The 12,726-nt window shown below is 64.6% G+C and carries 13 protein-coding genes and 1 pseudogene; 10 read left to right on the top strand and 4 right to left on the bottom strand.

Features of this window, described 5'->3' with window-relative positions:
* Both EQG76_RS30335 and EQG76_RS30330 read right to left on the bottom strand, forming a co-directional pair.
* A pseudogene (locus EQG76_RS30335) lies at window positions 1-201 on the bottom strand (DUF1772 domain-containing protein); the annotation flags it as partial.
* Window positions 198-635: a MarR family winged helix-turn-helix transcriptional regulator gene (locus EQG76_RS30330; protein WP_235031635.1), complete on the bottom strand. Its 438-nt coding sequence runs from the start codon at window positions 633-635 to the stop codon at window positions 198-200. The pseudogene EQG76_RS30335 and the gene EQG76_RS30330, both read right to left, overlap by 4 nt.
* Before the next feature lie 652 nt (window positions 636-1,287).
* Here EQG76_RS30330 and EQG76_RS30325 point away from each other — a divergent pair.
* From EQG76_RS30325 to EQG76_RS30315, 3 genes are all read left to right on the top strand, one after another.
* Window positions 1,288-1,677, top strand: a complete 390-nt coding sequence (locus EQG76_RS30325) for a hypothetical protein (protein ID WP_200841260.1) — start codon at window positions 1,288-1,290, stop codon at window positions 1,675-1,677.
* Window positions 1,678-2,306: 629 nt separating this feature from the next.
* On the top strand, window positions 2,307-3,299 hold the full coding sequence (locus EQG76_RS30320; protein ID WP_159718961.1) for a calcium-binding protein: 993 nt from the start codon (window positions 2,307-2,309) through the stop codon (window positions 3,297-3,299).
* A 250-nt stretch (window positions 3,300-3,549) separates the two neighbouring features.
* Window positions 3,550-3,768, top strand: a complete 219-nt coding sequence (locus EQG76_RS30315) for a hypothetical protein (protein ID WP_159718960.1) — start codon at window positions 3,550-3,552, stop codon at window positions 3,766-3,768.
* Between the two features lie 405 nt (window positions 3,769-4,173).
* On the opposite strand, the gene EQG76_RS30310 is transcribed toward EQG76_RS30315, so the two are convergent.
* A complete protein-coding gene (locus tag EQG76_RS30310) occupies window positions 4,174-5,019 on the bottom strand; it encodes a GntR family transcriptional regulator (RefSeq protein WP_159718959.1) in 846 nt (281 codons plus the stop codon).
* Between the two features lie 66 nt (window positions 5,020-5,085).
* The gene (locus EQG76_RS30305) at window positions 5,086-5,844 is read right to left on the bottom strand and encodes an SDR family NAD(P)-dependent oxidoreductase (RefSeq protein WP_159718958.1); all 759 of its coding nucleotides are present in this window, start codon (window positions 5,842-5,844) and stop codon (window positions 5,086-5,088) included.
* Window positions 5,845-6,039: 195 nt separating this feature from the next.
* On the opposite strand from EQG76_RS30305, the gene EQG76_RS30300 reads away from it, so the two are divergent.
* The 7 genes from EQG76_RS30300 (at window position 6,040) to EQG76_RS30270 (ending at window position 12,606) form a co-directional block, all read left to right on the top strand.
* The gene (locus EQG76_RS30300) at window positions 6,040-6,765 is read left to right on the top strand and encodes an SDR family NAD(P)-dependent oxidoreductase (protein WP_159718957.1); all 726 of its coding nucleotides are present in this window, start codon (window positions 6,040-6,042) and stop codon (window positions 6,763-6,765) included.
* Window positions 6,766-6,859: 94 nt separating this feature from the next.
* Window positions 6,860-7,990, top strand: coding sequence for an ABC transporter substrate-binding protein (locus EQG76_RS30295; RefSeq protein WP_159718956.1), 1,131 nt, complete (start codon window positions 6,860-6,862; stop codon window positions 7,988-7,990).
* A gap of 52 nt (window positions 7,991-8,042) precedes the next feature.
* Entirely contained in the window at window positions 8,043-8,918 is an 876-nt protein-coding gene (locus tag EQG76_RS30290) for a branched-chain amino acid ABC transporter permease (RefSeq protein WP_159718955.1), read from the top strand.
* Window positions 8,918-9,925, top strand: coding sequence for a branched-chain amino acid ABC transporter permease (locus tag EQG76_RS30285; protein WP_159718954.1), 1,008 nt, complete (start codon window positions 8,918-8,920; stop codon window positions 9,923-9,925). The genes EQG76_RS30290 and EQG76_RS30285 overlap by 1 nt, the downstream gene beginning before the upstream one ends.
* Complete coding sequence (locus EQG76_RS30280) at window positions 9,922-10,719, top strand: ABC transporter ATP-binding protein (protein ID WP_159718953.1); 798 nt, start codon at window positions 9,922-9,924, stop codon at window positions 10,717-10,719. The genes EQG76_RS30285 and EQG76_RS30280 overlap by 4 nt, the downstream gene beginning before the upstream one ends.
* On the top strand, window positions 10,709-11,512 hold the full coding sequence (locus EQG76_RS30275) for an ABC transporter ATP-binding protein (protein WP_235031634.1): 804 nt from the start codon (window positions 10,709-10,711) through the stop codon (window positions 11,510-11,512). Before EQG76_RS30280 ends, EQG76_RS30275 begins: the two co-directional genes overlap by 11 nt.
* An 11-nt stretch (window positions 11,513-11,523) precedes the next feature.
* Entirely contained in the window at window positions 11,524-12,606 is a 1,083-nt protein-coding gene (locus EQG76_RS30270) for an LLM class flavin-dependent oxidoreductase (RefSeq protein ID WP_159718952.1), read from the top strand.
* The last annotated feature ends 120 nt before the right edge of the window (window positions 12,607-12,726 follow it).

Below are 12,726 nucleotides of genomic sequence, written 5' to 3'. Positions count from 1 at the left end.
CCAGGCAACCAGCCCGGCAATACCGCCAAGCACCGCTAGACCGGCCTGAATAGGCAGGGCGCGCTTGTAGCTCGGTTGCCACTGCGCGAGCAGCGCGGCGTCGTCGAGGCCCAGCCGGGCAGGATGTTCAACAAGGCTGATGTAGAGCGCGGCACCAGCAAACAGCGTGGCGAAAACGAGGGCAGCTAGAGCAAAGGTCATTGATCGCCCTCATTGGATTTATTCCTGGCTTCCACCCGCTCCCGCACAAGCCGCAGGAAGGCGGCAGCGCGCTCGATCTCATCCGCGCCGATCTCGGCCACGAGCGCATCGGCCACGGTGAGCCAACGGGCGTTTGCGTCCGCAAGGAGGGCCGCGCCCTTGTCCGTGAGCTGCACGAGCTTGGCGCGGCGGTGATGAGGGTTTTCGGCAAAGCGCACGAGTTCGAGCGCGGCCAGCTCGTCGGCGATACGCTGCACCGACTGCCGCACGAGGCCCATATTCCGGGCGAGCCCAGCCACGGGAAGCGCGCCCTGGGCCTCTGCAATAGCGCCCATGACCTGCCACCGCGCGCTTGTCAGGCCGAGGGGGGCCACGAGGGCATCGCCCAAGGCGATCAGCGCGCCGTTCAGGCGAAAGGTATCTAGGGCAAGCATGCTGCCAGGATGGGCAAAAGGATCTGGTGATTGCGTCATATGACAGTATGTAGTCTATATGGCTGCATTCTGTCAATATGACAGTGCCCTACTTATGAGAACTGCTACCATCAGTCGTTATAGGGCAAAAGGGGGCCCCTTCTGCGTCGGCTGCTTCCGGTTGACTAGTTATGATCGAACCGGCTGACCGCATGGGGTGGGGCAGCAAGGTGGCTCCCAAAGGATGTGAAACAGCTATCCTCATGAAGGAGCTAGTTCAACGGCGCGCGGAACAGCTCAAAGTTGACCACGATATCCAACCGCGCCAGCGGTCGCCCGCCGCACTCAGCGCCGCATAACGCTCATCCACGCCTCTCTCTTCCCGAATTCTAATCTTGTTCTAGCCAAAATATAGCCATTATGCAGATGAACGCTAACCTTCTCGGTCCATCTTCCTGTCGCCTTCCAGATCAAAGACAATTCACCTTGGAGAGGTTAGATGCCATATTTTCGATCTTCACTGGTAGTGGTCGGTGTGTCACTCGCGGTACTGGTTGGTGTCTCAGCGCCGGCCAGCAGCGAGGAAAGGGTCTGTCGTGGATCGCTCGGGGCCGTGACGGTGGACAATCTCCGCGTCCCGCAGACCGCTACCTGCCGCCTTACGGGCACACGGGTGAAGGGAACGATCAAGGTGGAGCGGAGTGCCACGCTGGCTGCCTCTGGAGTCGTGGTGATCGGCAATGTCCAGGCCGAGAATGCCCGGTCGGTCTCGCTGGCCAGCACGCGGGTCGGCGGATCCGTACAACTGAAGCAGGGTGGCGGCGCGATGGTGGCGGACAGCTTCATAGACGGCAGCATCCAGCTCGAATCTAACCGTGCGGCGCTGCGGGTCCTGCGCAACAGCGTCGGCTCGGACGTCCAGGCCTTCCAGAATGTTGGCGGCGTCGAAATCCGCAGCAATAAGATCAAGGGCAACCTCCAGTGTAAATCCAACAGCCCCGCACCGACCGGCGGCAGTAACATCGTCCAAGGCAACAAGGAGGATCAGTGCCGCAGGCTTTGACGCCTTTCGAACGTGTGGCTGCCTTCACCTTGGGGAGGTTTCAAATTTCTGAAGGCGGTTTGTAGCAGGAGCTGGCGGGCGATCGCAGAAACGAACTGTCCGCAGCGGCGGGTCTTCGGGCTGATCGACCTCGGTCCGAAGACCTACTGCTATGTCGGGTCGTCCGACAACACCGAGTTACGCATCCATCTGAGGGCGTCGGCTAGCGAGCGGTTCGGAAACCGGCGCCTGCATATCCTGCTCAAGCGGAAGGGCGTCATGATCTTCCCCCGATTTCGCGGACACGGGGGAAGATCAGACCCGTAGGCGACGCCGTGCTGGCGCAGTGCTGCGCGCTGAGCATTATCCAGCGGCGCCGGCATGCCGCCTGAGCGGCGGCTGGCCGAACCTACACAAGCCTGTGGACGTTATGCCCCTTCTGGGCAGCGGTGTGGGTAGATGTCCTGCCGGTCTAGCAGCTGCCGGTGTCATCAAGATGAGCCACGTGGTGCAGTGTGGCCTTGCTGCCCCATCGTTGATGGACGCTGGTTCTTCCTTTCACCCCTCCCTTGCTACCTGCTCCAGCAGCGCTAGCATTACAAAAAATACAGCAATTCCGGCCCGTAGCGTAACCTTGTTCGGAGTGAAGCATGGCGACGATCAACGGCACCAAGGGCAACGACAACCTCACCGGGACGCTCGGGCGGGACACCATCAACGGCTATGGCGGCAACGACAGGATCGACGGCTTGGCCGGCAACGACCTGCTCAAGGGCTGGCAGGGCAACGACCAGATCTACGGCGGCGGTGGCCTGGACAGGATCTTCGCCGGCTCGGGCAACGACACCGTCTATGGCGGTGACGGCGACGACAGGCTGCACGGCGAGGCCGGCAACGACTATCTGGCGGGTGGCCTCGGTAACGACCTTCTGGAAGGTGGCGCCGGCAAAGATGCCATCTACGGCAATATCGGCGAGGACCGCATCATCGGCGGTGACGGCCACAATCTCCTGTCGGGCGGTGATGGCGACGACGTCATCTATGGCTCGGGCAAGCTCTACGGTGGCGAGGGCAATGACCTTCTCCTCGTGTACCAGGATGCATTCACACCGATTGACGAAGACTCGATCCTCCATGGAGGTGACGGGCAGGACAGTGTGAACGGTGGAGTCGGTGCGGACATCCTCTATGGCGACGCTGGGGATGACGGCATCGAAGGTGGTGCAGGCAACGATCTGCTCTTCGGTGGCGCTGGCAACGACGGACTTGTCGCCTTCGATCTGGTTGGCAGCGACGACACTCTGGTGGGAGGCGCTGGCGTCGATCTCTACAACTTTAGCCTCGATGGTGCTTCACTCGGCGTGAAGCTCGGCAGTGCGCTGGTTGTCGATTCGCAAGAAGGTTTTGAGCTAGCGGTGACCCGAAGCAATCCGTCCTTGGACACCAACAGCGATGGCATGATCGACAATCAAGATGGCTTGGCCACCATCGTTGATGCCACCTATGGTGGCCAAACTGCTCAGTCGCTGCAGCTCAAGATCCTGTTTAGTGAGGACGGAAGCACTCCGCAGTATGGGACAGCGACCTTCTACGGCATCACCTCCTTCTCCGCAGACCAAGTCATCACTTTCGAAGCAGGATAACTAACGGCAGAAAAGTCCCTGACGCATCCATGCTCTTGCCAACTCTAGCAAGAGCATGATCATGACAGATGATTATCATACTTAAGATGGATTGAGTACCTGAGCATGATCATATCGCCGCCCGTAGCGGAGGTTATGACGGGTCGGCCGGCTGCATGGATAGAGGCGATCCCTTGTCCCGAGCCGGCGCATTTTGCTGAACCGTACCCGACCGCCCCGCTAGCCTCCGGTTCACGGCAGGAGGTGGTGCATGGACCTGTATTCCAAGGCGATGTTGACGGTGATTGCCGCCGGGGTGGCGGTGTTGGCTTACAAGTCGGTCGTCCTTGATCCGCCGAGGGCGACGGTTGGGGAGTGGGTTAGGGTCGGTGCCATGCCCAACGGACCGGCCAAGCAGCAGGCAGTGCGTTCCTTGCAGATGTCGATTCCGGTGGTGCAGGTGCATGGGGGCAGCATCAACGCCTATTGATGCGGGCATTTGCGCGCTGCTCCTAATCGACACGCCGGATCACCGGCAGCTCGTCTAGGCTGTCGGGCTCATCCCAACCCTCGCACCACAGGCAGCGGCACGGCTGCCGGTAGCGCCGGAACATGATGCCCTCGGCCTCGGCACCTGACCGAGCACGGATCAGTCTTGCCCGGTACGGATGCCCAGCTTCGCCGGGGTAACTATGTACCCGCCAAGTCATGAGTGGAGCGGCGGATGTATCTTCTGGTGAAACTAATGGCTTTACCCTAACTGTAAAGTACAGGCCACTGTATCCCACACGACGTTTATCATGGCAAGGTTGAATGCCGGATGGTGATCCGGAGGCCAATGCTCTGGTACCGTGCTATGACACAATGAACAGATCGAGCTTAAAAATGGCCTTTCTCATGCTGTTTCAGCCTTGACGCTGATTCGCATCCGGCGACGGGCCTTCCCCGTCGATTGGGCTACAACCGCTGGCGGATCATCCGCCCAACGCTCGAAGAACTTTCCAGGACTGTCGACGATCTGAAACAGATGCGGCCAACGCATGGCCATTTGCGGCCCGAAGGCGATGGCCTCAATGAATTCCTGGGCCGCTCGGCTGAAGCGGGTCTGCCATACCCGTTCGGCAGTGGCGAGATCGCCATTTGTGATCGCCTTGGCGAGTTGCTCGAGTTCTTCAATGATAAGGTCAGTGTCGGTGTAACGGATCCGGAGAGCCCCGACGAAAAACTTGGCTTCCGCACTGGTTTCGGCAAAGACATCCGAGATGCGGCGTAGTCCGCTTGCTTGTGCGATAGCTGTCTGAAAGGCGCTATCCGCATCGACGAGCAAACGCTGATCGGCGCGTGCCTCCTTCGACTTCGCCTGACGGATATAAGCCTTGAGCTTGGGGACGAGGTTGCTGCGTGCCTCGGGCGAAGACATGAGCTGGCGCAGTGCTAAGGGTCCCAGGACCGAGCGCATCGCGTAGACCTCAAGCACGTCCTCGACGTGGATCTCGGTGACCACCGCTCCTCGGTTGCGGCGCAACACCACTAGCCCCTCGGCGGCCAAGTCGCGCAGGGCGTCGCGGATCGGCCCCCGCGACATGCCGAGATGCTTGGCGAGATTGGCTTCGACCAACCTGGCGCCCGGCGCGAACTCGCCGCTGGTGATCGCTTCCCGAAGACGGCGCTTGGCGAGGTCGACCGAGGACACCAGCCCGTCATCGGCAGCGCCCATGCTGTTCCTGATCGTCTCGGTCATCGGCATCACATAAGGATCGGGCGCCCGCAGATGCGGTAGCGGTCTGGCCTCGTCAAGCACGTCACGTCAGTAGGCCGTCCAGCCGGCATCGGCCACGATGTTGGCGCCATTGACGTAGCGCGACATGTCGGATGCCAGGAACACCGCCACCGGGGCGATCTCGTCCGGCACCGCGCGCTCCGGCCGGGTCGCCAGGCCTTTCTCGCGCAGCGCGCGCCCCATTTCGTGCCAGTCGTCGCCGGTGCTGATGTTGGTCTGCACCGAGCCTGGCGAGATGCCATTGCAGCGGATGCCCCGGGTGCCATAGGTCGCCGCGATGGCGCGGGTCAGGCCGAGGATGCCGTGCTTGGAGACGGTGTAGGCCGTGCCACCGCGGCCGCCCAGAAAGCTCGAGATCGAGTGCGTGTTGATGATGTTGCCGATACCGCGCTCAAGCATGGCCGGCAGGACCGCACGGCAGACATAGAATGCCCCGGTCAGGTTGATCCCGATCACCCGGTCCCACAGCTCGTCCGTGGTGTCGTGGGCCGGCATCAGCCGGTCGAGAATACCGGCATTGTTGCAGACCACGTCGATGCGGCCGAACGCGCGCTCCGCACCTGCCACCATCGCACGGACCGAGCCGTCCTGGCTAACGTCCGCCGTGCAGCCTTCAGCCTCCGCACCCAGGGCTTGGACGGCGTCGACGATCTTCGCGACCCGCTCGGCTGAGATGTCGGCGAGAAACAGGCGCGCACCCTCGCGGGCGAAGGCGAGTGCAATCGCCTCGCCGATCCCGGAACCCGCTCCGGTCACCAATGCCACCCGACCTTCCAAGAGCGCCATGGTCCAGCCTCCGAGCCTGACTGCAGCCACATGCGTGCCTCAAGCAGATGTAGATTGTCTACGATCTGGCGCGGTCCAAAGACGTCGGCTCTGTGCACAATGTCTGGAACATCGGCGATCACTGAAGCGCTTGACAGAAGAGCGACATGATCGCGAGATGCAGATTGTCGACAAAAATACGGGAGGAACGCCCGGATGTCTCCGGCCGCCAGGAACCCCGACTCGCAGCCCGTAGCGCTGATCACCGGTGCGTCGAACGGAATGGGCAGATCGACCGCGTTGCGGTTCATGGAGGCCGGGTGGAAGATCCTGGCCCTGGACCTCGTCAAAGGCGCGCCGGAAGATCCGAACTGCCATCTGCTCCAGGTGGACATCACCGACGAGCAGGCGCTGGCCACAGGCCTTGCCTCGGTGCCCGAGCCGTTCCGCGGGCTCAATGCCATCATCAACGCGGCCGGCATCTATCCGGTGAGCAATCTCGACACGCTCACGGTCGATCTGTACCGGCGGATCTTCGACATCAACGTCCTGGGCACGCTGCTGGTCGTCAAGCACGCCAAGGACCGGCTCGCCGACCATGGGGCGATCGTGAACTTCTCGTCGATCGACGCCTTCATCGCGGTCGACAACCAGGTGCTCTACTCGGCGTCCAAGGCGGCGGTCTCCAATGCGACCAAGACCATGGCCATGGAGCTGTCGCCGCGCGGGATCCGCGTCAACGGCGTGGCACCCGGCTGGGTGCGCACCGCGCAGAACATCGCGAACGGCCGGATGGAGCGGTTCCTGCCGAGCGTGCCGCTGCGCCGTGCCGCCGAGCCCGAGGAAATCGCTGAGCTCGTCTACTGGCTGACCACGGGCGAAGGCTCCCGTTACATCACGGGCGAGACGATCGTCACCAGCGGTGGCCTCTACATGCGTTGATCCGGGCGGTGCCCGGCCATCTACCGGCTTCCAGACGAAGGGCGCAGGAACCATGAAGTGGCAGACCGCACGATCCGTATTGCTTGCAGGTGCCGTGGCTCCCTCCCTGATGATGGGGATGGCCCTGCTGGCGCCGGCCCACGCTGAGAGCCTGAACTTCGCCGTGATCGGCCCGATGAGCGGCGACAATGCCGTCTATGGCGTGGCCTTGCAGCGCGGCACCCAGCTTGCCGCCAAGCAGATCAACGCGGCCGGCGGCGTGAACGGCGATCAGATGGAGCTGGAGTTCCTGGACACGCAGTGCCAAGCGACCCAGGCGGCCAGTGCCGCTGCCAAGATCGCCGCGGATCCCGACGTGTTCGCGGTGATCGGCGATGTCTGCTCGTCCGCATCGCTCGCCGCCATGCCGATCTTCTATCGCGCCGGCCTCACCCAGGTCTCGGGCAGCTCGACCTCGCCCAAGATCACCGAGGTCGTCAGGGACAACGGCTACGACAACTTCGCCCGGGTGATTCCCAGCGATTCCCAGCAGGCCGGGAAGATGGTGGATCTCGCCACCAAGGTGCTGGGCAAGAAGCGGATCGCCATCCTCTATGCCAGCGACGATTTCGGCCAGCAGATCTACGGCTACCAGCAGCTCGCCATCGAGGCGAGCGGTGCCGAGCTGGTCGCGGCCGAGACCTACACCCCGACCCAGACCAAGAACTTCACCCCGCAGCTGACCAATATCGCGAGCGCCAAGCCGGACGTGCTGCTGATCGACGGCTACTACAACGATGCCGGTGCCGCGGTCTCGCAGCTGGCCCGCTCGGGTCTCGGCGACATCACGATCATCAACTCGGCAGGTGTCGACCAGGCCGACTACATCAAGCTCGGCGGCGAGGCCACCGAGGGCAGCTATGTGTTCACCTACTACAATCCGGGCAGCCCGCTCGAGGCCAACCGGGCCTTCGTACAGGCGTTCGAGGCGGAGTATGGCGAGAAGCCGAACGAGCAGGCCGCCTACGGCTACGAGATTCCCTTCATCTACAAGCTCGCGATCGAGCAGGGTGCCACCAGGGAAACCCTGGCGGAGACGGTGCGCGGGATCAGCTTCGACGGCCCGACCGGCACCACCCGCTTCGACGAGAATGGCGACGTGCTGGGCAAGTCGGGCGCGGTGATGGTGGTCAAGGACGGCCAGTTCGTCGTCGATCTCGACCTGACCCAGGCGGTGAATCGATAGAGGGTCGGGACGGGATGCCCGCCGGTCGTCACGCAGCGAAGGACCGGAGCCGATGACCGCGTTTCTCCAGCAGGTCGTCAACGGTCTGGCCAGCGGCTCGATCTACGCCCTGATCGCGGTCGGCTACAGCATGGTCTACGGCGTGCTGGAGCTGATCAACTTCGCCCATGGCGACATCTTCATGCTGGCGACCTTCCTGACGCTCACCCTGATCCTCCTGGGCGTGCCCTGGCCGCTGGCGATCCTGCTGGGCATCCTCGCCGGTGCCATCCTGGCGATGATCGTCGAGCGCTTCGCTTATCGGCCCCTGCGCAACGCAGACCGGATCGCGCCGACGATCACCGCGGTGGGTGCTGCCCTGATCATCCAGAACGTCGCCCTGGCAACGTGGGGGCCGCAGACCCAGCCCTTCCCGCTTCCGTTCGGCAGCGGGTTGATCCAGCTGGGCGGCGTCTACATCACCGTCCTGCAGCTGATCATCTTCGGCATGGCCGGGATCTGCGCCCTGGCTCTCTATTTGCTGGTCCAGCTCACGCCTTGGGGCCGGGCGATGCGGGCGATCCGAGACGATCCCACGACCGCGGAACTGGTCGGCGTGCCGGTCAACCGGATCGTCCCGGCGGTCTACGCGGTCGGCGGCGGCCTGGGCGTGATCGGCGGCATCCTGTTCGCCGCCTACTACAACGCCGTCTATATCGGCATGGGCTTCACCGGCACGATGAACGCCTTTGTGGCCGCCGTGCTGGGCGGCATCGGCAGCCTCAAGGGCGCCTTCATCGGCGGCCTGCTGCTCGGCGTCATGCAGGCGCTGGCTATCGGCTACATCGCTTCGGGCTTCGAGAACACGGTGGCCTTCGTCATCATGATCGTGATCCTCGTGCTCAAGCCGCGTGGACTGTTCGCCCTGCCCACCGCGAGCCGCGTCTGATGCGGGTCCGCACGGAGGCCTCGGGCGCCGCCACGGCCGTCAGCAGCCGCGCTCCCGCCACGCCGGCCACGATCCGGTCCTATGCCCGGATCGTGCTGCCCGTCCTGCTGCTCCTGTTCCTGCTGGCCGCACCCGGCCTGATCGGCAGCTACCACCTGCACGTGCTGACGCTGATCCTCATCTACGTGCCCTGTGCGCTCGGCCAGAACCTCATCACCGGCAATAGCGGCCAGCTTTCCATGGGCCATGCCGCCTTTTTCGGCCTGGGCGCCTACGCTGTGGCGATCCTCAGCGTCCGCTATGGCTGGCCGGCCTTCCCGGCGCTGCTGGCCGCTGCCGGTGCCGCCGGCCTGGTCGGGCTGCTGATCGGCCTGCCGGCCATCCGGATCTCCGGCGACTATCTCTTCATCGTGACGATCGGGGTGAACCTAGTCTTCCTCGACATCGTCACCCAATGGGTGCCGGTGACCGGCGGCACCGCCGGGATCCCCGGGCTGCCCATGCCGAGCTTTGGCTTCGTCCGCGTCCGCTCCAATGTCGATTATTTCTACCTGGCGCTCGCGATCGCGGCCTTGTGCTTCCTCGTCACCCTGGCAATCACCCGCAGCAGGTTCGGCAAGATGATCGAGGCGTCGCGCGACGATCCGGTAGCGGCCGCTGCTTGCGGCATTTCACTGACGGCGGTGCGCGTGTCGGTGTTCGTAATCGGCGCGGCGATGGCCGGACTCGCCGGCGGCGTGCTCGGCTACTTCATCGGCTTCGTCGGCCCCTCCGACTTCAATGTCCAGCAATCGCTTCTGATCTTCGAGATGGCGATACTGGGCGGGCTCGGCAGCATCTGGGGATCGGTCGCCGGGGCCGCCATTCTGGTAGGTCTGCCGGAGATCCTGCGCTTCCTGCAGCCCTACCGGCTGGGCCTGCTGGGCCTGATCATGATCGTCCTGATGATCTACCGCCCGCAGGGCCTGCTGGGCTCCGTGCGCATCACCAACCTGATCCGCAAATGAAGGCACCTGTTCCCGAGCCTCGGCACCGCGGCCATCTTCGGGTCGAGGCCGTCACGGTCCGCTTCGGCGGCCTCAAGGCGTTGGACGGCATCGACATCGAGCTCGAGCCCGGCATCGCCACCGGCGTGATCGGCCCGAACGGCTCCGGCAAGTCGACCCTGCTCAACGTCCTGAGCGGGGTGCAGCCCGCCGAATGCACCGCGATCCGCCTGGACGGGCAGCGGATCGATGGCCTGACGGCGGCGGCCCGGGCCCGGCTCGGCATCGCCCGCACCTTCCAGGCCCTGCGCCTGTTCGACAGCCTGAGCGTGCTCGACAACGTGATGATGGGCACCCATCGGCTGCACCGGCATGGCGCCCTCGCCGCCTGCCTGCACCTGCCGGATACCCGGCGCGAGCAGCGGGCACTCCGGGACGAGGTCGTGGAGATGCTGGCCGTGTTCGGCACGCGCCTCCTGCCGCGTCTCGATCATCAGGTGGTCTCCCTATCCTACGCGAACCGGCGCCGGGTCGAGATCGCAAGGGCTCTCGCGGCCAGGCCGTCGGTGCTGCTCCTGGACGAGCCCTGTGCCGGCATGAATCCGGCCGAGACCGAGGAACTGGCCGAGCAGCTCCCGAGGCTGGCGGCGATGGCCGGCTGCTCGACCCTGCTGGTCGAGCACAAGATGCATGTCATCAGCAGTGTCTGCCGCCAGGTCTACGTGCTCGACCACGGCACGCTCCTGATGCACGGCACGCCCACCGAGGTCCAGGCGGACGAGCGGGTGGTGGAGGCCTTTCTCGGTGTCGAGTGAACCCCTCCTCGAGCTGCGCAACGTCTCGGTCGACTACGGCCAGTTCCGGGCGCTGGACGATGTCAGCTACCGGATCATGCCGGGCGAGATCGTCTGCCTCCTGGGCGGCAATGCCTGCGGCAAGTCCACCAGCATGAAGGCGATCTTCGGCCAGGTCAGGCTGGCCGAGGGCGAGATCCGCTGGCGGGGCGAGCGGATCGACCAGCTGCCGACGGTGCGCCGGGTGCAGATGGGCATCGCCGCCGTGCCGGAAGGCCGCCGAGTGTTCGCCCGCATGCAGGTCGAGGAGAACCTCCTGGTGGGTGCCGGCATGCATTGGCGCGGTGCGCAGCTGAAGCAGGACCTGGAGCGGGTCTATGGCCTGTTCCCCCGCCTGGAGGAGCGGCGCCTTCAGCTGGCCGGCACGCTTTCCGGCGGCGAGCAGCAGATGCTGGCGATGGGCCGGGCCCTGATGAGCCGGCCCACCCTGATCTGCATGGACGAGCCCTCGATGGGCCTCTCGCCCAAGCTGGTCCGCCAGAGCTTCCAGCTGATCGAGCAGATCCACCGTTCGGGCGCGGCCGTGTTCGTGGTCGAGCAGAACGCCAATGCCGCGCTGCGCATCGCGCACCGCGGCTATGTGCTGCAGAACGGGCGGCTGGTGCTGCAGGGCAGTGCCGCCGAGATCCTGGCCGACGCCGGGATGCGCGAGGCCTATCTCGGCCGCGCCGGCAGCAGCGCCGACCATCACCCTGGCGCATCGTCGGCCGTACCGCCGATGGACAGCTCGATGCCCACGCCCAAGTCCCTCTGAGGAGGCCTGCCATGGATTTCGGCATCTTCAACCTGATGACGCTGCGCGACCCGTCCAAGAGCCGGCGCGAGATCATCGACGAGACCCTGTCGCTGGTGCAGCTCGCCGAGGCGATCGGCATCGACATCGCCTGGTTCGCCGAGCACCATTTCTCGAACTACTCGATCAGCCCCTCGCCCTTGATGATGGCGTCCTGGATGGCGGCCAAGACCACCAGGATCAAGGTCGGCCCGGCAGTGATCGTGCTGCCGCTCTACCACCCGATGCGGATGGCGCAGGAAGTGGCCCTGCTCGACATCCAGAGCGGCGGCCGGGCGGTGGTCGGCATCGGCAGCGGCTATCAGGCCTACGAATTCGAGCGCTTCGGCGCCCGGCTCGACACCAAGGCTGAAGTGATGCTCGAATATTGGGACGTCCTGGAGCAGATGCTGGGGCGCGGCCATGTCGACTTCCACGGGAAGCACTTCGCCGCCCCGCCGACCGACTTCGCCCTCCGCCCGCTGCAGAAGTCGCTGGCGCCTTTCTACGTCACCGGGTCCAGCCCCGCGATCCTGCGGCGCGTGGTGGAGACGGGCAGCGTCATGTTCATGACCGCCGGCTGGCGCGGCTCTGCGGGCCTGCTGGGGATGTACGAGCAGATGAAGGAGCAGTGCCGCCAGCTGGGACTGGGCGACCAGATCCCGGCGACTGGCATCCAGCAATATATCCACGTCACGGACGACAAGGAGCAGGCGCTGAAAGCTGCCGACTGCGCCCGCTATGTCGGGCGGCTGGTGACCTCGCTGCGCAAGCCGAAGACCGAGGTCGACGGCTTCTCGATCCGCGAGGAGGTGTTCGACGGTGAACCGCCGCTCGAGACCTTCCGGGACAATCTGATCATCGGCGATGCGCACCATGTGGCACAGCGCATGGCCAAGGAGATCAGGGCCATGCGCCCGATCCACTACAACTGCTTCTTCCAGTTCGGCGCCCTGCCGGTCGAGCTCGCCCGCAGCTCCATGGTCCGGTTCGCCAAGGACGTGCTGCCGCTGCTGGAGCAGGAGGTCGGGCCGCTCGACCGGATCGGCAAGGAAGCGCTGCCGAAGGTGGCGTAGGGCAGCGGATCGCCGCAGCGACGGGCTTCCGCATCCAGGTCGCCTAAGCGGCCCCTCGCCCGCCGCTTGACCGGGCGCGCCACCCCGCCGCAAGTCGTTCGCTAAGCGCGCCCCGCGATC

This window comes from Geminicoccus flavidas (assembly GCF_009806515.1).
GTDB lineage: Bacteria > Pseudomonadota > Alphaproteobacteria > Geminicoccales > Geminicoccaceae > Geminicoccus > Geminicoccus flavidus.
This window is presented reverse-complemented; position numbering and strand designations above follow the sequence as displayed.

Coding starts and splice junctions, on each gene's coding strand:
- EQG76_RS30330 (WP_235031635.1), bottom strand. CDS start 635: ATGCTTGCCCTAGATACCTTTCGCCTGAACGGCGCGCTGATCGCCTTG.
- EQG76_RS30320 (WP_159718961.1), top strand. CDS start 2,307: ATGGCGACGATCAACGGCACCAAGGGCAACGACAACCTCACCGGGACG.
- EQG76_RS30315 (WP_159718960.1), top strand. CDS start 3,550: ATGGACCTGTATTCCAAGGCGATGTTGACGGTGATTGCCGCCGGGGTG.
- EQG76_RS30310 (WP_159718959.1), bottom strand. CDS start 5,019: ATGACCGAGACGATCAGGAACAGCATGGGCGCTGCCGATGACGGGCTG.
- EQG76_RS30305 (WP_159718958.1), bottom strand. CDS start 5,844: ATGGCGCTCTTGGAAGGTCGGGTGGCATTGGTGACCGGAGCGGGTTCC.
- EQG76_RS30300 (WP_159718957.1), top strand. CDS start 6,040: ATGTCTCCGGCCGCCAGGAACCCCGACTCGCAGCCCGTAGCGCTGATC.
- EQG76_RS30290 (WP_159718955.1), top strand. CDS start 8,043: ATGACCGCGTTTCTCCAGCAGGTCGTCAACGGTCTGGCCAGCGGCTCG.
- EQG76_RS30285 (WP_159718954.1), top strand. CDS start 8,918: ATGCGGGTCCGCACGGAGGCCTCGGGCGCCGCCACGGCCGTCAGCAGC.
- EQG76_RS30280 (WP_159718953.1), top strand. CDS start 9,922: ATGAAGGCACCTGTTCCCGAGCCTCGGCACCGCGGCCATCTTCGGGTC.
- EQG76_RS30270 (WP_159718952.1), top strand. CDS start 11,524: ATGGATTTCGGCATCTTCAACCTGATGACGCTGCGCGACCCGTCCAAG.